Annotated in this window: 9 protein-coding genes; 2 read left to right on the plus strand and 7 right to left on the minus strand. The window is 74.1% G+C overall.

The window, feature by feature from the left end:
• Positions 1 to 109: 109 nt before the first annotated feature.
• Positions 110 to 4111 (plus strand): Kelch repeat-containing protein, encoded by a 4002-nt coding sequence (locus AC3ERT_RS16655; protein ID WP_435175062.1) that lies wholly within the window; start codon positions 110 to 112, stop codon positions 4109 to 4111.
• Positions 4112 to 4268: 157 nt separating this feature from the next.
• Positions 4269 to 4721, plus strand: a complete 453-nt coding sequence (locus tag AC3ERT_RS16660; RefSeq protein ID WP_335979219.1) for a protein kilB — start codon at positions 4269 to 4271, stop codon at positions 4719 to 4721.
• Positions 4722 to 4858: 137 nt separating this feature from the next.
• On the opposite strand, the gene AC3ERT_RS16665 is transcribed toward AC3ERT_RS16660, so the two are convergent.
• The 7 genes from AC3ERT_RS16665 to AC3ERT_RS16695 all read right to left on the minus strand — a co-directional run bounded on the left by AC3ERT_RS16665 (position 4859) and on the right by AC3ERT_RS16695 (position 22306).
• A complete protein-coding gene (locus AC3ERT_RS16665; protein ID WP_435175064.1) occupies positions 4859 to 16357 on the minus strand; it encodes a WXG100-like domain-containing protein in 11499 nt (3832 codons plus the stop codon).
• Positions 16354 to 16743, minus strand: coding sequence for a WXG100 family type VII secretion target (locus AC3ERT_RS16670; protein WP_335979214.1), 390 nt, complete (start codon positions 16741 to 16743; stop codon positions 16354 to 16356). The genes AC3ERT_RS16665 and AC3ERT_RS16670 overlap by 4 nt, the downstream gene beginning before the upstream one ends.
• A gap of 86 nt (positions 16744 to 16829) precedes the next feature.
• Complete coding sequence (locus AC3ERT_RS16675) at positions 16830 to 17267, minus strand: YbaB/EbfC family nucleoid-associated protein (RefSeq protein WP_335979212.1); 438 nt, start codon at positions 17265 to 17267, stop codon at positions 16830 to 16832.
• Positions 17268 to 17329: 62 nt separating this feature from the next.
• Positions 17330 to 20887, minus strand: a complete 3558-nt coding sequence (locus AC3ERT_RS16680) for a WXG100 family type VII secretion target (RefSeq protein WP_435175066.1) — start codon at positions 20885 to 20887, stop codon at positions 17330 to 17332.
• A gap of 150 nt (positions 20888 to 21037) precedes the next feature.
• Positions 21038 to 21604: a hypothetical protein gene (locus AC3ERT_RS16685; protein WP_335979209.1), complete on the minus strand. Its 567-nt coding sequence runs from the start codon at positions 21602 to 21604 to the stop codon at positions 21038 to 21040.
• 6 nt (positions 21605 to 21610) lie between these two features.
• Complete coding sequence (locus tag AC3ERT_RS16690; protein ID WP_335979207.1) at positions 21611 to 21898, minus strand: WXG100 family type VII secretion target; 288 nt, start codon at positions 21896 to 21898, stop codon at positions 21611 to 21613.
• Positions 21899 to 21970: 72 nt separating this feature from the next.
• Positions 21971 to 22306 (minus strand): WXG100 family type VII secretion target, encoded by a 336-nt coding sequence (locus AC3ERT_RS16695; protein WP_202238224.1) that lies wholly within the window; start codon positions 22304 to 22306, stop codon positions 21971 to 21973.
• Between the last annotated feature and the right edge of the window lie 68 nt (positions 22307 to 22374).

Below are 22374 nucleotides of genomic sequence, written 5' to 3' on the forward strand. Positions count from 1 at the left end.
AACTTCCGGTGCCTGGGCGGCCAATGGGGTCTCGGTGACCACCCCCGTCGCCGTCGCCCCTGATCCCGCACCTCAGGCGACCTGTGCCCTCATCCACAGGAGTCGAGCTTTGCCCACCGCCACCACGACCGGCGCCACCGTACGGCGAAGAGCAGCCGCCGCCGTCGCCGGGCTCGGAGCCCTCGCGCTCACGCTGCTGGGCCTCCCGGCCCAGGCGCACGCCACCTCAGCCCCTGCCACTTCCGCCACCTCCACCGCCGCCACCAACGCGACCGCACGGACCGCCGCGGCGGCGACCGGCAGCGACGCGGCCTACCAGCGCAGCTGCGGCGAGGCCGCGAAGGGCCAGTTCGCCTGCTTCGCGCTGCGCCGCACCGACGTCAAAGCCGCCAAGGGCGTGCAGCCGCTCGTCGCCACCCCCTCCGGCTACGGCCCGAGCGACCTGACCAGCGCCTACAACCTGCCCGCCGACGGAGGCGCCGGCCAGACCGTCGCCATCGTCGACGCCTACGACGACCCCAGCGCCGAGGCGGACCTGTCGGTGTACCGGGCGCAGTACGGCCTGCCCGCGTGCACCTCCGCCGACGGCTGCTTCACCAAGGCCGACCAGCGCGGCGGCACCGACTACCCGGCGGCGAACGCCGGTTGGGCCTCGGAGATATCCCTGGACCTCGACATGGTCTCCGCTGTCGCCCCGGCCGCGAAGATCCTGCTGGTGGAGGCGGACAGCGCCGACATCGAGGCGCTGGGCGCGGCGGTGGACACCGCGGTGGCGCTCGGCGCGAAGTACGTCTCCAACTCCTACGGCACCGGCTACGACACCACGGCCGGGAGCGGCGAGTCGGCGACCGAGACGACCGAGGAGGACGCGCACTACGACCACCCGGGCGTGGCCGTCGTCGCCTCCTCGGGCGACTCGAAGTACGGCGTGAGCTACCCGGCGTCCTCGCAGTACGTCACCTCCGTCGGCGGCACCGCGCTGACCCGCGACAGCAACAGCCCGCGCGGCTGGACCGAGTCGGTGTGGAACAACTCCTCCGGCGGCCCCGGCTCCGGCTGCTCGCTCTACGAGCCGAAGCCCTCCTTCCAGTCCGGCACCGACTGCGACAAGCGCGCGGTCGCGGACGTGTCCGCGGTCGCCGACCCGGTCACGGGCGTGGCGGTCTACCAGACCTACGGCGGCAGCGGCTGGAACGTCTTCGGCGGCACCAGCGCCGCGTCGCCGATCATCGCGGGCGTCTACGCCGACGCCGGCACCCCGGTCGCGGGCAGCTACCCCAACTCCTACCCGTACCTCGCCAGCGGCTCGGGCCTCAACGACGTGACCAGCGGCAGCAACGGCAGTTGCTCCCCGGCCGTGCTGTGCACCGCCGGCGCCGGCTACGACGGCCCAACCGGGCTGGGCACACCGAACGGCCTGTCGGCCTTCCGCAGCGGCCCGCACGGCGAGGTCGAGGGCACCGTGACCGACGCCGCCACCGGCAAGGCCCTGGCGGGCGCCCGGGTGGCGGTGGACGGCTTCGCCGCGACCACCGGCACCGACGGCAGCTACCAGGTGACCGTGCCCGCCGGCAGCCACGGCATCACCGTCACGGCGTTCGGCTACGCCGCCGGCGACGACACGGACGTGAGCGTCGACGACAACGCGACCGTCACCCGCGACTTCGCGCTCAAGGCCGTCGGCTCCCACACCGTCTCCGGCAAGGTCACCGACGGCTCCGGGCACGGCTGGCCGCTGTACGCGAAGCTCACCGTGGACGGCACCGCGCTGAGCGCCTTCACCGACCCGGTCACCGGCGCCTACGCGCTGAAGCTGCCCGAGGGCGCCTCCTACACGCTGCACATCACCCCCGAGTACACCGGCTACCAGGCGGTGGCGAAGACCGTCACGGTCACCGCGTCCGACCAGAAGGTGGACGTGGCCGTCCCCGTCGACCCGAACGCCGGTTCCACCCCGGGCTACCGGATCGAGGACACCGCGCCCGTCGAGGCGTTCGACTCGACCACCGCCGCACCCGAGGGTTGGAGCGCCGCGAGCACGTCGCCGTACGCCACCGCCGGCTGGGAGTTCGACGACCCGGCGGGGCGCGGCAACCTCACCGGCGGTGACGGCGCGTTCGCCGTCGCGGACGCCAAGGCGTCGACGTCCCCCGCGTACATCACCGGCACGCTGGACAGCGCCTCCTACGACCTGAGCAGGATGTCCGCGCCCGAGCTGGACTTCGGCACCGCCTTCCAGCAGCAGTCCGGGGCGGTCCCGATCATCTCCGCCTCCACCGACGGCGGCAGCACCTGGAACCTCCTCTGGGTCGGCACGGGCTCACTGGGCGCCGGCTCGACGGTCGACATCCCGCTGACCTCCTACGCCGGCGCGTCCTCGCTCAGGGTCCGGTTCCAGATGACCTACTACGGCAGCGCCGACATGTACTGGGAGCTGGACGACGTCCAGGTCGGCGAGCGCACCCCGCAGGCCGTACCCGGCGGGCTGGTCGTCGGCACCGTCCGGGACGCCAACGACGGCGCCGCGGTGACCGGCGCGGCCCTCGACGTACCCGGCGCCGCCACGAAGGCGGTCTCGGCCGCCACTCCGGACGACCCGGCCGTCGGCGGCGGCCTGTACCACCTGTTCGCGCCGCGCACCGGCACGCACCAGGTCACCGCGGCCAAGGGCGGCTACACCAGCTCCTCCGCCGCGGTCCGGATCGCCGCGGACCGCACGGTCCGGCAGGACTACACGCTCAAGGCCGGCCGGCTCACCGTCACGCCCGGCCGCGTCGACGCCGCCACGAAGCTCGGCGGCACCACCACGCAGCGCCTGACGGTCACCAACACCGGCACCGCCCCCGCCACGCTGCGCCTGGCCGAGCAGCCGGGCGACACCGAGGCGACCGGCGCCGGGACCCCCCTGAAGGAGACCAGGACCGACTACACCCCGACCCGCTCCGCGAAAGCCCAGGCGGGCCCCGCGAAGACCGGCACCTCCACCGGCGCTTCCACCGGCACCGCGGCGGACGCGGGCACCGGCGGGACATGGCAGAGCGGCACCGCCTACCCGACGACCATCATGGACAACGCGGTGGCGGCCGACGGCGGCACGGTCTACTCCGCGTTCGGCTACGACGGCCTGTCGGACACCGCCGCCATGTGGTCCATGGACCCGGCCACCGGCACCTGGACGCAGCGCGCGTCCGCCGCCGACACCCGCGAGTCGCCCGCCTACGGCTTCATCGACGGCAAGCTCTACGCCACCGGCGGCTGGGGGTCCGACTACCAGCCCGACGCCAAGCTGGAGATCTACGACCCCGCCACCGACACCTGGTCCACCGGCGCGAGCGTGCCCATCGCGTACGCCGGCAGCGGCAGCGGCGTGCTGGACGGCAAGCTGTACGTGGTCGGCGGCTGCGGCGGCGGCCACTGCGCCGGCACCGAGGTGCAGGTCTACGACCCGGCCACCGACTCCTGGTCGGCGGCCGCGGACTACCCCGAGCCGATCGGCGCCGTCTCCTGCGGCGCCCTGTCCGGCACGCTCTACTGCGCCGGCGGCAGCAACGACGACGCCGACGTGTCCCACGCCTACTCCTACGACCCGGCGAAGAACGCCTGGACGGCCATCGCCGACCTGCCCTCCGCGATGTCCGCCACCGCCGGCACCGTCGCGGCCGGGCAGTTCGTCCTGACCACCGGCATCAGCGCCGGCGCCGCCACCAACAAGGGCTACGCCTACGACCCGGCCACGAACCGGTGGAGCAGCCTGCCCAACGCCCCCACCGCGACCTACGGCGCCGGAGCTGCGCCCGGCCTGTACAAGATCGGCGGCTCGACCCAGGCCGCCTCGCCGCTGTCGAACGTCGAGGTGCTGCCGGGCTACGGCCCGACCGGCGCCACGGACGTGCGCTGGCTGCGCGAGAGCCGCCGCACGCTCACGCTCCGCCCGGGGCAGCACGCCACCGTGACGGTCACGCTCACCGCCTCGGCGGCCGGCGGGATCACCAAGACCGGTGTGTATGACGCCGAGTTGCCCGCCACCTCGGGCACGCCGTACCACGTGCCCGCGGTGCCGGTGACGCTGACGGTCAAGCCGTCGAAGGGCCACGGCGGGGGGAAGGGCTGACCCCTCCCCCGCACACCACGGCGGCGCGCCCCACCCGGGGCGCGCCGTCCGCCGTACCGGACGCGTTCCGCACGCTGCGGACGGGCGCCGAGGGCGGGGACAATCCTCATGTGATCGATCGTCACGTGATCGGCCGTCACAGTGAAGGAGTGTCCCGATGTGGTCCACCGTCATAGCCGTCCTCGGCACCCTGCTCGGCGGGGGGCTCACCGGGCTGCTCCAGAGCCGCGGAGAGCGGCGCTCCCGGCTGGCCGCCCGCACCGACGAGAAGGCGCGGGCACTGCGCACGGCCCTCGGCGAGCTGGTCGCCGCGCTCGGCGACCACCGCCGGGCGATGTGGCACCGCGAGGCACTGCGGCTGGACGGCGCGGCCCAACACACCTACGAGGCCGCCCGGATGGAGTCCCGCTCGACGCGCTCGGCGGTCACCGCGCCGCTGGTGGCTGTCTCGGTCATCGAGCCCGCCCTCGCACAGGTCGCCAAGGAGGCCGCGCAGGCCGCGTTCGACCTGCGCGACGCCCCGGACCGCGAGGAGCTGGCCGCGCGCCGCGAACGCGCGATCGCCGCGACCGACGTCCTGGTGGCCGCCGCGGGCCGCGCCATGGCCTGAGGCCCTCTGCCGGGCGCTCAGCGGAAGCGGATGGCCCTGAAAGCGCCGCACGGAACGGCGCCCGCCCGTCTGCCGACAGCGGCGCGGGCAACTGCCCGTCGGCCCGCTCGCAGGCGCGGCCCCGGCCCCGGCCCCGGTCAGACGGTCACCACCCCGCGCGGGTCGAAGAGCGTGACGGTCACCGCGCCACCGGGGGCCTCCGCCGTGGTGGCCGGGGGCCACTCCAGGTCGGGGGTGGCGATGATCGCGATGTCCGCGGCGTCCGGCACGGGCTGCCCCGCGGCGCGCAGGGCGTCCAGCGCGCTCCGCAGCTCGGCCTGATAGGCGGCCGCGACCGCCCGGGCCCGGGCCTCGGCGAGCTGCATGGACCGGCCGAAGTGCGGCACGCCGTCGACCGGCACCACGGCCCGGTCCTCGATCCGGATCACCGGCGGCGGCCCGCCCCCGGCCACCGCCGCGGCGATCGCCGCGGCCGCCTCCCCCGCGCTGCCCGCCACCCACGCGCGCTGCTCCCCCGTCAACGGGACGTTCCCATCAACGACGGCGCCCCCGTCGGCCGGTGTGTCCCACACGGACGTCGGCCCCGACGACACCTGCACCGGCGCGCTGCCGAGTACGTCGGTGGTAGCGGTGATCGTGGCGGGGTGCGCGACCGGAGTGGGGTCCACCGCCTCCGCCGGCGGCGTGCTCGTGGCGGTCGAGGTCGAGGCGGACGTACTCACCGACGCCGGAGCTGCGGTCGAGGTCGTCACGGTCGTGCTCGCAGCCACCGGCGCCGTGGAGGCGTTCGTAGCCGTGCTCGCTCCCGGCACGGTCGTCGCCTCCGGCGGGGCAACATGCGGCGCGGGCATCGCCTCGACCGCGGGCGCGGGTGCGGGTGCGGCGGGTGCCTTGACGGTGGGCGCAACCGCCACAGGCGCCGAAGTGGCCGCATCCGCCGGCCGCGTGGTCGAACCGGCCGCGACCGTCGACGCCGGAGCGGCGGTCACGTTCGTGGCCGTCACGGTCGTGCTCACCGCCGCCGGCACCGTGGACGCGTCCGTAGCCGTGCTCGTCACCGGCACGGTCGTCGTGTCCGTCGTGGTGGTCGTCGCCGGTGCCGTCGTGTCCGGGGTCGGGTCGGTGGACCAGTAGTAGGCGTGGTGGTCGGTGCTGGTAGGGGTGCCGTAGGTGCCGTTCTCATCGTATTTCTGGAGGGTGACGCGGACGGGTTGGCGGAAGAGGCGCTGGGTGCCGTCGGTCTTGCCCTGGCCGGGCTTGTCGCCGGTGAGGCCGTGGGGGACGGTGGGCGGGGTGAGTTGGCGGCCGGGGACGCCGGGCGGGCGGGTGACGGGCGTGTCGGCGGTCAGCGCCTGGTCCCGGCTGAACTGGATCGAGTTGAGGCCGGGCAGCGGCACCGTCGCTCCCGGGTTGCGGGTGAGGAAGCTGACGTCGAGGGGGGCGACGCTGTAGGAGGCGCCGCGCCCGGCGCTCGTGGTCAGCTCGTCCTCGGTCGAGACGGTGACCTCGTCCTTGCCGTCCCCGCGGCGCCCGATCTCCTCCGCCTGGCCGGTCGGCTGCATCGTGACCTTCAGTCCGGTGCGGTGGTCCGGGCCGAGCGGTGCCGTACGGTAGCCGGCGGCCGGGTCCTTCAGGTGCGGGAAGACCGTGGACAGCGCCTGGCCGGAGAGCGCCTGGCGGGTCGAGATCTGCTGGGCGACCGGCGTGGTCTGCTCGGTGTGGAGCTGGTGCCCGGGTCCCAGCCGGGGGTCGTGGACGAAGGAGTTGACGACCTGGCGGGCCGCGTCGGGGGCCATGGCCCACGCGGCGTGGCCGAGCGCGCCGGTCGTCGCGTTCCACACCTGGGAGGCGGCCGAGCCGGTACGGCCGAGGACGCCGTCGCCCCACGGGCGGGGCGTGCCCAGCAGGTTGTGCGCGGAGTCCACCAGCCGCTCGGGGTGGTCGATGCCGACCAGGTCGTGGCCGGCGGCGAAGTCCGCCTGCCACTGGGCGCGTTGACCGGGGGTGCCGTTCAGCTGTTGCAGTTCGACGCCGTTGCCCTGGGCGCTGCCGGACGGGTGCGGGGTCGCGGTCGTGGTGCCCGTCGTGCCCGCGGTCGCCGTCGTCGTCCTCGCGGGGGCGGTGCTCGTCATCGACTCGGGCACCCAGGCGGAGGCCCGCCAGTCGGGCCGTACGGGGCGCGGCGCGGGCAGGTTGACGAACCGGCTGGTGGCGTTGCGGCGGGTGACGGTGACGTCGAACCGCATGGGCGTGCTGAACTTGTGCAGGTCCTCCTTGGAGGTCGTCTTGTGCTCGACCTTGGTGGTCTGGCCGGAGGTGTGCGAGGTGTTGCCCTTGGTGTCGGCGCCCGCGGTGCCGGTGTTCGTCACGTTGTTCAGGTGGCTCTCGGCCGTCGGGGCGCGGTAGGAGACCCGTACGTTGCCGTCGCCGCCCGCGGACCAGGTGCGGCCGCTGTCGCCGGTGACGGCCTGGCTGCTGGCCACCTTGCGGGTCCAGCCGCCGTCGGACTGCCGTCCGTCGTGCTGCCAGCCCTCGGGGGTGCCCTTGACCAGCACCTGCGTCACGGTGCGCACGCCGTGGTGGTCGTCGACCCGGTGGACCAGGATGCCGGGTCCGACCAGGTCGTCGTAGTGCGCGCCGAGGTGGTCGGGGGTGATCACGTCCGCGAAGGGCAGCGCCGCCACGGGGACGTCGCCGAGCCCGTCGCCGGCCTCCAGGTCGCCGGGGGGCAGCGAGCCGCCGCGGATCTGGCGGTCGACCTCGCGCAGGATCTCGTCGGTGGAGGGGATCTCGATCCGGCTGCCGCCGCTGACGCCGTTCTCCAACGGGACGGAGCGGCGCGGCGGTTGCTGTGTGGTGCCGGTACCGGTCGCGGTGCCGGCGCCGGTCGCGGTGGTGGTCGAGGTGCCGGGGTCCGTCGTCGTGGTCGGGCGGACGGGCGGGGTCAGCGCCTTGGCCTCGGCGTCGGAGAGCAGCACCCGCACCGGGTGGTTGTGGGCGACCGGCTCACCGTAGGTGACCTCGCCGGTGGAACTGGTCACCTTGCCCTGGAGGATGATCCGCGCGTCGCCCTCGTAGACGTGCCAGGGTCCCTTCTGGGTGGTCTTGTTGCTCGTGCTGAACGTGTGCTTGACCGCGTCCGCGGTGCTGCCGCCGTACGATCCCTTGCCGCGGATGCCGCCGCGCGCCTGGTACGTGGAGGTGTGCGGGTCCTTCGGGGTGGCGGGGAAGCGGCCGAAGTCGCCGCCGACACCGCCCTTTCCGGTCAGCGCGGACTTGTCCTGGACCTTGACCGATGTCTCGGTCTTCGTCTCGACGTCCAGCTTGCCGTCGCCGGAGAGCGTCTCGCGGTAGGTGAGGTTGGTCAGCTGGGTGCGCTGGGAGAGCCCGGCGGTGTCGCGGTTGCGGCCCGAACCCACGTGCTGGTCGGCGGTGTTGGTCCAGCCGCCGTGCGACGCCGAGACGTTCGCGCGCAGTTGGGACTGGGTCGCGAGCGGGTCGACCAGGTCGTGCAGGTTCGGGATGCGTACCGGCAGGACGGAGTTCCCTTGGGCGTGGCGGGTGTTGAAGGCGCTCTCGATCGCCTGGCGGGCGTGGTCGCGGTAGTCGTCGGCGCCGCCCACGTGGTCCACGAGGTGGTGGTCCGGCAGCTGCTGGACGGTCACGTGCGCGGGGGGCGCGTCGGTCGCCGGTGTCTCGGTCCGGCCGATGTCGACCGTGACGTGGCCGCCGCCGGTGTCGACGTGCTGCACCGCCTGGTGGTTGGGCTCGACCGGAAGCGTCGGCACCCGCAGCACCGGGTGGTCCGAGTCCTGACGCACCGTCAGGACGTCGAAGGAGACCGGGTAGGAGTAGCGGTCGCGGTCGCCGGAGACCGTCAGGGTGCGCTTGACCTCGGTGCTGTCACCGACCGTCGTGCCGTGCGTCGGCGCGTACGTGCCGTCCGCGTTGACGTTGAAGAAGCCGCGGTTCAGGTCCATGTGGTCCAGCGAGCTGCGCAGGTTGCCGCTGCCCGCGACCACGTGCGAACTGCCCTGGGTGACCGCGCGTTCGCCGCCCGCGGTCCGGGTGAGCGTGTTCTTCGCAGTCGCGTTCTGCGTGCCCGTGTGGGTGCCGTCGCCGAGGTTGGCCTTCACCAGCACGTCGTACGTCTTCGCGTTCAGCAGCGGCAGGTGCGAGCTGTCCAGGCTGACCCGGAAGGTGCCGTCCACCAACTGGTGGCCACTCGCGCCGAGTTGGGAGGGCGCGATCTGCCTGCGCAGGTCCGCGAGGTTCGTGATCGCCTTGGGGGGGACGCGCACCGGCGGGTGGGCGCCGGAGGCGGTCCCGGCGGGCGGGTGGACTATGTGCGGCGGCGGCAGCACGCCGGGGGCCGTCTGCCACAGCGTCTGCACGATGTGGCGCTCCAACTGGTCGGAGCCGGGGAAGTCGGAGAAGGTCGTGCGCTGCACCAGCCCTGGACCGGCCAACTGCTGCCCGGGCGGCGGCTGCCGGGTGGCTGCGCCCGGGGCCGTGGCGGCGCTGGTCGCATCGGTGGAGGTGGCGGCGGACGTGGAGGTCGTGGCGGCTGGGGAGGCCGTGGAGGTGGTCGCGTTCTCCTGCGGGTGGGGCAGGACGCGTACGACGTCCCCGGTGGGCGCCCGCAGCGGCGGCTCGATCTGGACCACGTGGGCGCCGGGCGGCGGGGTGGCCGGCGTGTGGTCGGTGATCTCCTCGGTCGTGGTGGAGTGCAGGCCGTCGGTGCCCGGGGAGAACTGCTGGCGGGTGAGCCAGACCCGGAACCGCGTGGGGGTGGTCACCACGTCGGCCGGGCCCTTCTGCTCGACGGTCACGCCGTCCTCGACCCCGTGCGCCCCCTTCGCACCATAGGCCGTCGTCTGCCCGTACGTGTACGTGCCCGTGCCGGTAAGCCACTTGGTCTCGCCCGCCGGGGTGCTGTGCCACACCTCGCCGGACGCGCCGCCGCCCGCGCCCAGCGCCCATCCGCTGCTCTGCGAGTGGTTGCGGGCCTGCTCGCCCTTGTTGCTCCACCCGGTGCTGGTGGTGGTGTCGGTGGTGTGCACCACCGTGGAGGTGTCCGGCTCCGCGGCCAGCCGCAGAAAACCGGTGCCGCCGTCGGACAGCGTCAGCGGCTTGGACAGCAGACCGGGGCCCGAGACCTGCTCGAAGTGCTGGATGACGTGGTCGGTGTCGAGGAAGTCCACGATGTCCTGGTGGGCGGTGCCGCCCGGCTTCGCGTCCTTGGGCAGCGCGTCGAAGACCGCATCGCGGACGCCGCCCAGACCGGTGATCGTCAGCGGGTGCCCGGCGGCCGGCCCCGGCGCGCCGGTGCGCGGTGGCGCGGTCGCGGTGCCCGCAGCGGTGCCGTCGGCGGCCGTCGTGCCGGTGCCGGCCGTCGTGCCGGTACCGGACGTGGTGCGCGGGGGCGGGTTCCAGCCGTCCCAGGTGTGCGGACCGGTGGTGCCGCGCGGCGCGGTGCGCGGCACGTCGGCCCGCAACGGGCCGCTGATCGGGGCCGGTTGGGTCGCACCGTCCTGACCGCCGACCGTGAGCGCGTCCCCGTTGTGGTCCACCACCTGGACGTCGAACGTGGCCTGCGAGGTGTAACTGTCGGTCTTCCCGGTCAGTTTGACCTCGCCGGAGGTCTTCGCCGACGTGGAGCTGGTCGTCTCGGTGCCGTGGCTGGCGCCGCCGGCCTTCACCGCGCCGTTCACGAGCACGAACAGCTTGGGGTTCACTGGCTGCAGGAAGGCGGGGTTGTAGTCCAGCCCGGCCTGCGAACTCGTCAGCTCCGTCTTCACCTTGGGCGGGGCGTAGTCCGGCTCTGCCTTCACGTCCAGCCCGTCGCCGTCGTTCTCCTTGGCGGCGTCCCGGGTCGGGTCCAGCTGCCAGGGCGTGGTCTGGGCCCCGACCCGCACCTCGTACGGCTTGCCGCCGACGTGGATCGGGAAGTGCCAGCCGCCGTTGACCATCTTCGGGTACTGCTTGCGGAAGTTCGCCGGGTCGAACTGCCCGTTCAGCCGCTGGACCACGAGCGGGTCGTTGCCCCGGTCACCGAGGAGTGCCTGCACCCGCTGCCGGATCTCGTCCGGCCCGGGCGCCTCCACGATCCGCTTGCCGGCGAACGAGTTGTCCCGCCAGTCCCCGCTCAGCTGCGCGGGCGGCGGGTCCTCCGCGGGCTCCTTCACGGTCTGCGTCCCGGGCGGGGTCTCGTGGTCGGTGACCACGGGCGCGGTGTCGGTGCTGGTCGCCGTGTGGCCGGGGTCGGTCGTGGTGGTCGTGTGGCTGGGGTCGGCCGTCGTGGACGTGTCGACGTGGTCCGTGCCGGTACCCGCTCCTGTATCCGTACCCACGGCCGTGAGCGGGTGCTCCTGCGGCGGGGTGACGGTGATCGTCGGCAAGTGCGGGTCCGGGGTGGTAGTGGTCTCGGCGAAGGGGTCGGTGACCGGGTCCACGTACGCGTGGCTGCGGGTGACCGGCGGCACCTGGGCGCGGGCTGCCTGCCAGGCGGGGTCGTGGTGCGCGCCGGTGTGCGGACCGGCGCCGGTCGCCGTGCCGGTCCCGGGGTGCGGGACGTCGCCGTGGCCGCCGGTGAGCGCGCCGAGGAGCGAGACGTGGCGGCTGCCCAAGCCACCCCGCGGCAGGCCGTCGGGGGACGGCACATGGTAGTTGCCCATCAACCCGCCGGTGACGCCGCCGCTTTCGGGTGTGTCCGAGTCCTGGTACTCGTCCCGCAGGCCGAGTTGGTGCCCGATCTCGTGGGCGTACGCGATCGGGGGCGCCCCGGTGGGCCAGGTCGTCTGGTCCATGGCCGCGTTGGCGCCGCCGTGCGTCAGGTCGACCGTCAGGTGCGCCGGTTCGCCCGGCGGCACGGGTTCGACCGTGACGTGCAGGAGGTCGCCGTTGGGCATCCGGTAGCCGGGGGCGTTGAAGTACGTCTGGACGCCCTGCTGGACGCGGTTCAGCGTGTCCGCCACGCCGTCCGGGCCCGTCTCGCCCGGGTGGATGGACACCTTCACGGTGAGGTCGGTGTAGGGGGTGCCGCCGGAGGTGAACCGGCGCTGGTCGAAGGAGGAGTGCACCACGAACCGCGGCGCGTGGTTCAGCCGGGCGGGCGGCCGGACCGCGGCCGGGGACGTGGCGGTGGACGCCGTGTGGTCGACGGCCACGGGCGGTTCCACGGTGGACGGGTGCGCGGTGGACGGGTGCGCGGTGGACGGCTCGGTCGTCGTCTCGGTGCCGTGGTCAGCGGTGTGGTCGGTGGTCTGCTCGGTGCCGGGGCCGTGCAACAGGTCGTCCAGCCCGGAGGTGTCGGGCACGGGGCTGCGGGCCGGATCGGTCCGGGCGCCGTCGCCGTCGCCCGTGCCGGTCGTCCCCGACGTCTGCTGCTCCGGCGGCGCCGGGCGCTCCTGGAGCGGGACCTGCTCCGATCCCGGGTGTGCCGCGGGCTGCGCGGTCGTGGGCCGGTCGTCGCCGCCTGCGGTCTGCTGCCGGACCGGGGTGGCGTGCGAGGTGGTGGCAGTGGTCTGGTCCGAGCCGCTGCCGTGCGAGGTGGTGAGCGGCTCCTCCAGGGCGGGTTGCGGCTGCTGCCGTGCGGGGGTGGACCCGGGCGCGGCCGCGGTGTCGGCGGGCGGGGCCGGCTCGTGGTGGTCGGCGGCCGGCTCCGGGCCTGTGCCGATCCGCCCGAGGTGCCCGGGGGCCTGCTGCCCGCCGATGCCCTGGCCGAGTTCCTGGGTGAGGTCCGAGGCCCGCTGGTCGTACGGCAGCGCGTGGTCGAGCTGGTCGCGCAGGTCGGAGACGTTCTGGCCGGACCGGGCGGCGGCGCCCGCGTTGCCCGACAGCAGGTCGCGGGTGTGCTGCTGCTCGGCGTTGTCGAGGTCCTGGCGGAGCTGGTCGATCCGCTGCTGGCGTTGCTGGTCCAACTGGTCCTGGTGGGCGGCGCGCTGGTCGATCGCGCGTTGCGCGTCCTCAGGGGTGTTCGCGTCGTACACCTGGTTGCGCAGGTCGCGCGTCGTGGGGTCGTCCTCCAAGGCGTCGAGGCGCTGGCGCAGTTCGTCGTCGGAGGGCAGGCCGGCGCGGCCGTCATGACCCGGGCCGTCGGCGGTGTGTCCGGTGCCGGCGGTGGTCGCGGTGCCGGTGCCCGTGGTCGTCCGGGGCGCCGGGGCGGTGTCGCGCAGCTGGTCCAGGCGCTGCTGGAGGTTCTGGATCTGCTGCTGCTCGCGGTGGTCGTGCAGGGCGTCGAGCGCGGCGGCGGCCTCGTCGGGGCCGGCGGCGTGGCTGATCTGCTGGAGCAGCGCCTGCTCGTCGGGGCCGGTGTCGCCGCGCAGCGCGTCGAGGCGCTGGTTCAGGTCCTCGATGCTGCTCCGGCCGCCGCCCGTCTCGGGCACGTGGTCGGAGTTGAGCTGGTCCAGGCGCTGCTGGAGGGCCTGGTCGGTGCGGTGGTCCTGGAGTGCGGCGAGGGCGCGGGCCGCGTCGTCGGGGGTGGCGGCCCGGTCGACGGCTCGGGTCAGTGCGGCTTCGTGCGGGTCGGGCCCGTTCGGTTGGCCGCCCAACTGGCGGAGCCGGTCCTGGAGGTCCGCGGTCTGCTGGAGGTCGGCGAGCTGGGTGCGCAGCTGGTCCGCGTCGGGCCCGGTGGCGGTGGCGAGTTGGCGCCGTACGTCCTCCACGTCCGGGTGGTAGGGCTGGGGAGCGTCGGGGCCGGTCAGCGCCTCCGCGGGGGCGTGCTGCTCGACGAAGTCGGTGTACTCGCGCAGGTGGCTGTCGAGCAGGGCAGGGTCGCCGCCGCGGTGGGCCTGCTCGACGGAGTTCACCAGGTGGTCCCAGGTGCCGCGGGCGGACTGCGGCGCCCGGGTGTTCTCGAAGCCGCCGGCCGCGTGCTGGCGGAAGTCCTCGTAGCGCTGGTTCAGCGCCGACGTCTCCACGTGGTCCCGGAACGACTGGAGGCCGCGGGTGGCCCCGCTCAGGTTGCCGTCGCGCGCCGCCTGGCTGACGGACTGCCGGTAGTTCTGGCGGTCCGGCGCCGACATGCCCGCGTCCCGCCCGGCGCGGTCCAACGCGTCCAGCCGCGCGTCGATGTGGGCGGTGGGCGAGACGAGCGGGGTCGTCGGCGCGTCGGGCGCGTCGTGGATCGGGTGCGCCGCGTCGCCGATCGGGTGGGTGGGGACCGTGAGGCCGTCCAGGTCGCCCAGGCCCCGGCCGCCGCCGGAGCCGCCCTCGGCGGACCCGTCGCCGTGACCGTTCGCGGCGGACGCGGCGGGAGCAGGCGCGGCCGGCGCGGGTGCGGGCGCCGGGGTGCTGCCCGGGGCGTGCGTCGGCACGTCGGGGAAGGTGTGCGGCTGGGCGGTCACCGCGGTGCCTGCCCCGCCCGGCGCCGCCACGGGTTCGACGGGTGCGACGTGCTGGACCGGCGCGGTGGTCGGGGTATGCGTCGGCACGTCGGGGAACGCCGGGCTGCCGCCGCTGCTCTCCCCGGGCCCGCCGGTGGTGAGCGGCGCGTGCGGGGTCTCGGTGGGCGGGTCCGGGAGAGTGAGGTGGGTGCCGCCACCGGACGACTCGGCTGTCGTGGTCGCTGCCGCGTGGGCCGGCGGTGTCTCGCCCCCGCTGGTCGTGACGGTGCTCCCGGTCGCGCCGCTCGCATGCCCGGTGCCGGTGCCGCCGGTGGTGGTGACCGTGGGTGCCCGCGGCGCCCGGGGAGCGACCTCGGACGGCCCGCCACGTGTGGCAGCGCTCTGCCCGGGGTCGGCGGCCCGGGTCGGCGCGGGGGCGCCCGTGCCCTGCCCGGTGCTGGTGCCGGTGCCGGCGGCGTCCGTACGGGCAGGGCCTGTTCCGGTCGGTGTCTGGGCCTGGTCCACATGCGCGGACGACGCAGGCCCGCCCGCCGCCACGTGCTCGGTCACCGGCGGCGCCGAAGTGGCCCCGGACTGCGGGGTGTTGCTGCTCGCCGCGCTCGGCGTGCTGCTCGGCGCCGACTCCTGGTGCGGTCCGGTGGGAGCGGACTCCACCGGCACGTGCGTGCTGCCGCTGCCTGTGCCGTGCTGCGTCGGCGTGAAGACGTTCCCGCTGTTCCCGCTCTCGTGCGGCGCGCTCGTCCGGGTCTCGCCCGGCGCCCCGGAACCGGTCGTGCCGGTGGAGCCGGTGGAGCCGCTCGCGGCGGCAGGCGCGTGGTCGGTGCCGGTGGAGCCGGTGGCGGGGAACGCCGTCGTGAAGCCGGGCAGCCCGTCCTGGCTCGTGCCGCCGTGCCCGCCGGACTCGCTGGTGCGCGTGTCGCTCTGCGTGCCGGTGCCGGTCGGGGCGCCCCGCGAAGTGAGGGTGCTGGTCCCGCCGTTGCCCGCGGCGGAGTCGGCGGTGTCCGCGGCCGGGTGCCCGGTGGCGGCGTCGCTACCCGCCCCCGTCGTACGGGTCCCGGTCGGCGGCGCGCTGCCGTGCTCTGTGGCGGGTGCGGTGACCGGTGCGGTGGCGGGTGCGGTGGCGGGTGCGGTCGCAGGCGGCCGTTCGGTGCCTGGCTCGACCGCGGGCGGTGCGTGGCCGCTGCCCGACGTGGCGGACGCACTGACCTGCGAGGGCGCGTCGGAAGCATGGCTGTCGCCGCCGGCGGTCCGTACGGTCGTACCACCCGTTCCGCCGAGGTTCGACCCGCCGGTGCCGCCCGTACCCGTACCGCCCGTACCCGTACCGCCGGAACCGTGGCCGCTGCCGCCGATGTCCCCGCTGTTCCCGAACTCCCCGCCGCCCCCGAAGTCTCCGCCTGTCGACTTGTCGATCCCGTGCGGGTCGGGCAGGTCGATGGTGGTCGGCATGTGGATGTCGAAGTCGTCGACCTTCGTCTCGTCTCCCCCGCCGCCGCGCCGCTTGCCGCCCCCGGCGATCGCGCCGATCGCCCCGGCCGCACCGCCGAACCCCAGGTCGGAGGGTTCGCCGCTGTGGAAGAGGGAGTTCAGCGCCGCGGTGCTGCCCACGCCGGAGATCCCGCCCAGCAGTCCCCGGCCGATCAGCGACGCGCCGAACTTCGGGAAGAAGGTGTCGCCCAGCCCGAAGGTGAGCCCGCCGATGGCGCCGCCGATCGCCCCGCTCTCGATGGCGGAGATCGTGTTCTCCACGCTCCAGGAGGTGCGGTCGCCCTTGAGCATCTGGATGCTCTGGATGACCGCGTCCATCCCGAGCATCATGCCGACGCCGGTCGCGATCGACGTCAGCAGGCGGCGCAGCAGCATCCGCACGATGAGCCGTACGGACGTGATCAGCGCGGGGATGACCTCCGGCGCCCAGAACGACATCTGGGCGATCTCGGCGGCCAGCCACACGAGTTGCACCAGGATCATGTACTTCGCGTACTCCAGCTGCACCCCGGTGTTCCGGCCGAGCTTGCCGAGTTGGCCGGACGCCTCGGCCATGTCCGGGACGTTGGACTGGAGTTGCTTGACGAAGGACGCGAACTCGTCCGCGACGGAGCCGCCGATGCTGTGCAGCACGCCCCGGGTGGCGGGGGAGATCTCGCGGCTGATGGCGGCGAGCGCCTGTGCGGCCTCGTCCCAGGCCAGGCCGAGGCTGTGCATCTTGTCCTCGTCGCCCTTGGGCCAGGACTGGCCGACGGCCAGGCGGGCGACCCAGCCGAGTTCCGGGGGCAGGTTGATGCTCACGAGCGGCCTGACCGCTGCCGGCCGCCGCCGTCCCCGCCGCCGTCCGTCGTCTGCACCGGTTCGAGCGAACCGCCGAGCTGCCGCGCGGACTCGGAGTTGTCGGACTCGATGCGCTCGTAGCCGCTCGCCATGGTCTTCAGGCCGTCGCCGGTGCTCCGCAGCACGTCGCCCGCGTCGAGTGTCGCGTCCAGGATCTGCCCCTTGGGCTTGGTGTACTGCCGCAGGAACGCCTCACCGCTCGCGTCCTCGCCCCACGGCTCGCCAAGCGAACCGAGCTTCGACTCCAGGGTGCTGTGCACGTTCAGGAACCGCTGCGCCAGCTCCATCATGTAGGGCATCTGGGCCTGGAGGCCGTCGGTGTCGACCGAGAACGACTCGCCTGACATGGGAACTCCCTCGGGTGGGCGCGGAGATGGTCGCGGTGGTGGTGGGGCGGCGGGGTGGCGGAGCCGGTGCGGGCAGGTGGGCGCGGCTAGGGGCGGCCGGCGGCTCCCTCCGGGCGCCCGTTGTCGATGTAGTCCCGCACCTGGTCCGGCATCGCCGGGTCGTCGGGCAGGATCGCCTTCGGGTCGACCTCGCCGCGCAGCAGGTCGCCCACGGTCACTCCGGGCGGCAGCGCGAGCGAGGTGAGTTCGGCGACCTTCTCCAGCGCGTCGGCGCGGGCCTCGCGGATCGTGGACAGCAGCGCGTCGGCGAGTTCCTTGGGCGCCATCCGGTGGTAGGCGCCGGTCGGGAACTCGATGGCCGTCACGTCGCCCTGCGCGCCGACGGTCACCTTCACCGTCTGGCGCGGCGCGGTCGCGGTGCCGGTCACCTCGTTGATCTGCCGCCGGGTCTCGACGGCCTCGTCGCGCTGCTTGCGGTACAGCTCCAGGAGCTCTTCGATCTCCTGGTCGTACGGGGTGCTCATGGCTTCCTCTCCTCGCGTCGCCGCCGTGCCGAGCCGTTCCGGGTCCTTTCCGCGGGGGCCGCTCAGTACACCCCGGGCGGGCCGTCGGCGGTCGGCGGGGCGCCCCAGGTGTCGCCTTCCTGCACCAGCAGGTCGGCGATGCCGCGCGTGGCGGACTCCTCCTCGTCGGGCTCCTCGTGCGACGCCTCGGGCTCCTCCTCGTCCCAGTCGTCGTCCGGGGACGCGGCGGCGCAGGACAGCGGCTGGTCGGCCGGCGGCAGGACGGTCGTCTCGCCGCCCGCCGCGGGCCGATTGGGGCGCCAGGTGGCCAGCGGCTGGTCGTCGCCCTCGGCCGTCTCGGGCCGCTCTGCCGTCTGTTGGGCACCCGCCGGGCCCATGCCCCAGGTGCCTTCGTCGGCGGTGGCGTACCCGGGCGCGCTGATCTCGGGCTCCTCCTCCGGGCGGCCCGCCCACAGCAGGGGTGCGAACGCCGCGCCCGCGACGCCCCAGGCGGCGGTGTCCTCCTCCGCCAGGTCGTCGTCGGAGGGGCGGAGTACGACGAGCGGGTCGCCGAGGTCGTCGGCGCCCGCCGTGTCGTACGGGGACGGGGCGGCGGCGTACCGCGCGTCGCCGTCGTGCTCCGGGGTCCCCGGCACAGCCGGGGCGGTCATCCCCGACGCGAGCGCGTCGGCGGCCAGCGCCTCGGGGGCCGCGGGTTCGGCGAACGCCTCGCCGGTCGGCTCCACGAGCGTGCCGTGCTCCTCGTCGTCCCCGCGGCCGGTCCCGCCAGGCGCCGCGAGCCCGCCCATCGGCAGGAACGGAGTGGCGGCTGCCGCGGCGGCGGGTACGGCGAGCCCTTCGGCCGTCGTCCCGCCCGTCTCCGCGGCCGCGGGCAGCCCGGACAGCGTGCCCGGTGCGGCCGGCACCTGGCCCGCCGTTTCGGCGTCCGGCGTGCCCGCGTCCGTCCACGGGTCCGCGCTCGGCGCCAGCAGTCCGGACGCGTCGGAGGACACGCCCTCCTCCCGGCCCGCGCCGCTGCCCGGCATACCGCCCGCTCCCGGCATCATCATGCCGGGCTCCCCGTTCGGGGCGGCTGCCGCCTGCTCCTCCTCCGCCACGTCCCCGGGCAGGTCGAGTGCGCCCTGCCCGCCGGGTACGGTCCCGGCCGCCGCGACCTCGCCGGACGCGGGGTCGTACGCGCCCGTCCACGGCTCGGCGGTCGGGTCGAGCAGCCCGGACGCGTCACTACGGTCCTGGCCACCCTGCTGCCCGGCCTGGGAGGCGCCCCCCATCCCAGGCATGAACGGCATCCCGCCGCCGCTGCTGCCAACTCCCGTGCTCCCACCGCCCAGATCGGACGATCCCGAGAACTCTGACGGCTGGTAACCCGCCAGATCCAACCCCCCATCCGCACCCACCGGCACCCCACCCGACGGCAACAACCCCTCCCCCGCCACATCCCCATCCCCCGACCACGGCTCCGCCGTCGGATCAAGCAACCCAGAAGCGTCACTACGCTCCAAACCACCCTGCTGCCCCGCCTGCGAAGCCCCACCCATCCCCGGCATGAACGGCATCCCACTCCCGGACGCCCCCACACCCCCCACATCACCGGCCACTTCGGACGACCCCGGGAACTCCGACGGCTCGAACCCCGCCAGATCCAACCCCCCATCCGCACCCACCGGCACCCCACCCGACGGCAACAACCCCTCCCCCGCCACATCCCCATCCCCCGACCACGGCTCCGCCGTCGGATCAAGCAGACCGGACGCGTCACTACGCTCCAGACCACCCTGCTGCCCCGCCTGCGAAGCCCCACCCATCCCCGGCATGAACGGCATCCCACTCCCGCTACTGCCGACACCCGCACTCGCCCCACCAAGGTCGGACGATCCCGGGAACTCCGACGGCTCGAACCCCGCCAGATCCAACCCGTCATCCGCACCCACCGGCACACCGCTGGAAGGCAGATACCCGTCGCCCGCCGTGCTCGCATCCCCCGACCACGGCTCCGCCGTCGGATCAAGCAACCCAGAAGCGTCACTACGCTCCAAACCACCCTGCTGCCCCGCCTGCGAAGCCCCACCCATCCCCGGCATGAACGGCATCCCACTGCCGCTGCCGCTGGTGAGGCCGGAGCCGCTGGACAGGCCGGTGGAGCCGGGGAACGCGGAGGGGCTGTAGCCGGGCGTGTCGGACTCCAGGCCGAGGTCGCCCGCGGTGGGCACGCTGCCGGCGGTGGAGGTGCTGCCGGGGAACGCGGACGGCGAGACGCTCTTGACGTCGCCGAGGCCGCCCAGGCCCGCCTCGTCGCCGAGCCCGCTGTCGTCGCCCAGGGCCGCGTCGCCGCCGATGCCGGTGTCGCCGGGGTAGTCGGCGGCGGTCGTGCCGTCGTCCCAGGTGCTGGGGTCCTCGGCGAGGTCGGAGCCGGGCAGGTCGCCGGTGCCGTCGACGCCAGTGCCGCCGGCGAAGCGCGAGGGCAGGGTGGTGAGGGGGGTCAGCCCGCCGAGTCCGGTGCCGTCGCCGACCCCGTCGGTGCCGCCGAGGCCGGAGCCGTCGCCCAGTCCGGAGCCGTCGCCGAGTCCGCCGGTGCCGTCGACACCGGTGCCGCCGTCGTACGCCGCCGGGTTGAGCGCGCTGTCCAGCGCGTTCGGGTCCAGGGTGCTGTTGTCGTCGCCGAGCCCGCCGAGCCCGGAGTCGTCACCGAGCCCGCTGCCGTCGCTCAGGCCCGAGCCGGGCCCGTTGGTGTCGAGGCTGCCGGAGTACGGAGTGGGCGCCAGCGCGTTCTCGGCGGCGGTGTAGCCGTCGGGGTCGGTCAGTGCCTCCGGCCCCTGCGCGTCGATCCCGGGTGTGTCGGTGTTGGCGAGCGGGCCGATCTCGGCGGGGGTGATGTCGCCGACCTGGTCGCCGGGGTCGGTGATGTCGTCCGGCGGGGTGTCGACCGGGGGCGTGTCGCCGGCGCCGGGGCCGGTGATGGTGCCGGGCGGGCGCACCGAGTCGATGGTCACCTGGTAGTCGGCGGCCAGGCTCTTCAGCACCTGGCGCATGTCGTGGTTGAGCATCTTGACCAGCTCGGGCTTCTTGCTGACCGGGATCAGGCCGTTGCTCATCGGCGTGACGCCCATCAAGGTCGCCTGGTTGGCGTACCAGACGTCGATCTCGTGGATCTTGTTCTGCGCGTTGGTGAGGTTGACGGCGTTGTCCGCCAGCTGCTGCGGCACGGAGTTGCCCGAGCCGCTGGTACCGCCGGAGAGCACGTCGGCGGTCGCGGCGACCTGTTTGGAGAACGTGCTCATCATGTCGTAGAAGGCGTCGGCGGCGTCGCCCTTCCACGGCCCGTCGTCCCCGGCGAGGGCTTTCGCCTGGTCCTGGAGGGCCTTGGCGACACCCGACAGCACCATCTGCACGTGGTAGAAGACGTTCGCCGCGTCCTGGAGGCTCTGCGGCGAGGCGACCGAAGCGGCGCGGTCGAGGTTGTCGGAGTCGTCCACACCCGCCGACATGCCGCGGATCGCGGCCTCGATCTGCTTCCAGTCCCAGCTGTCGTAGTCGGAGATCGAGCCGGTCGCCGTCGGGTCGCCGTAGATCGACCCGTCGTCGCCCTGCGAGAACCCGTTGCTGTCGTAGTCGGTGCCCATGTGCGCAAGTCCTCCGTCAATACGCCGTCGCTGTGCGCCGGTCCCGCCCGGCGGGGCGTCCGGTGGCCCGGGCCGCCCCGCCGGACGGGACACGTGCGCACGGCCTGCCGTCTCCGGCCCGCCGTGTCGCCCGCCGGCCGGTGCGGCCGCCTACGCGCCGGTCCCGCCGGTCCCGCCGCTCGATCCGCCCGCGTCGGTCAACAACACGGTGAAGTCCCCGCTCGTCGACTGCATGGCCTTGTCCAGGTCCGTGGACGTCATCTTGTTGGCGTCCTCCAACGTCGCGTAGTTCGACGCCAGTTGGCGGACTCCGTCGCGCAGGTCGCCCAGGCCCTGCACCAGGTCGGCCAGCACCTTGCCGTACTGGGCCTTGAGCCCGTCGTCGGCGTTGAGGCCGTTGACCTTCGTGCGGATCTGGTCGGCGTGGTAGAAGGCGCCCGGCGCGACGTTGATCGGGTCGAGCTTCTTCGCCGCTTCCTGCGTGGGCGTGATGAGCTTGTCGATGTTGTCCGCGAAGAGCTTCATCGACGGGGTGTCCACGCTCGTCCCCGAGCCGCTGCCGGAGCCGCCGGGTACCGTCGGCGCCGAGAACGGCGTGTCGTCGGAGTACGTGCCCTGCCCGTTCGGCAGCGTCGTGCCGCCGTCGTACTGCTCCGGCTTGTGCGCCGGCGGCGACGGGGTCGGGGGCAGGGTGCCGTCGAGGGTTCCGTAGGTCATGGCAGGTCAGCCCCAGAGCTGGACGCCCGCGCGCTCGCCCTGGGAGTAGTACTCGTTGATGTTGCCGAGCTGCTGGGTGGCCAGGGCCGCCTTCTGCGTCATGTCCGCGGCGGCGGCGTCCCACTGCGCCTTGACCTGGGCGTAGGTGGCCTGCGCGTCACTGGTCCACTCGGCGAGGTTGATCTTGGCCTGGTTGTCCAGGTCCTGGAGGGCCTGGTTGATGCGCTGCGTGATGGCGTTCATCTCGCCGACGATGACGTCGACCTGCTCCATCTGCACGGTGTACGTCGCCACGGGGGCTCCTTGGAGGAAAGAGGGTGGAACGGGCGTGGTGCGGTGATGCGGGGGTGCTGCGGTGCGGGCGGCTCAGAAGCCGGGCAGGCTGGTGACGCCGGACGCGATGTTCTGCGCGACCTGGTTGGCGGTCTGCTGGGTCTCCTCGTGGGTGTTCGCGTAGACGTTGGTGTTCTGCTGGAGCTTCTCCAGCATCGTCCGCAGCGCCTGGTTCACCTTGTTGAAGTCGTCCAGCCACGCCTGCATGGCGTTGCCGTAGATGGTGGAGGCGTCACCGGTCCAGCTGCCGCGCAGGCCGTCGATCTGGCCGGCCATCTGGGCGTAGGAGGTGGCGCCGTCGTCCAGGGCGGTCTGGAAGGTGCCCTGGGCGGCGGTCATTCCCTGGAGTTCGACTGATGTCAGTGCCATGGTCGGGCGGTCCTCTCGTCGGTGTCGGGGTGGTGCTTCGGTGTCCCGGCCTGCCGCGGGTGGCGCTG

Source organism: Actinacidiphila sp. bgisy145 (assembly GCF_057708125.1).

What these genes read in the sequence shown, in the direction of transcription:
- AC3ERT_RS16675 (WP_335979212.1), bottom strand. Translation starts at nt 17,267, where the DNA reads ATGAGCACCCCGTACGACCAGGAGATCGAAGAGCTCCTGGAGCTGTAC.
- AC3ERT_RS16695 (WP_202238224.1), bottom strand. Translation starts at nt 22,306, where the DNA reads ATGGCACTGACATCAGTCGAACTCCAGGGAATGACCGCCGCCCAGGGC.
- AC3ERT_RS16685 (WP_335979209.1), bottom strand. Translation starts at nt 21,604, where the DNA reads ATGACCTACGGAACCCTCGACGGCACCCTGCCCCCGACCCCGTCGCCG.
- AC3ERT_RS16680 (WP_435175066.1), bottom strand. Translation starts at nt 20,887, where the DNA reads ATGGGCACCGACTACGACAGCAACGGGTTCTCGCAGGGCGACGACGGG.
- AC3ERT_RS16670 (WP_335979214.1), bottom strand. Translation starts at nt 16,743, where the DNA reads ATGTCAGGCGAGTCGTTCTCGGTCGACACCGACGGCCTCCAGGCCCAG.
- AC3ERT_RS16660 (WP_335979219.1), top strand. Translation starts at nt 4,269, where the DNA reads ATGTGGTCCACCGTCATAGCCGTCCTCGGCACCCTGCTCGGCGGGGGG.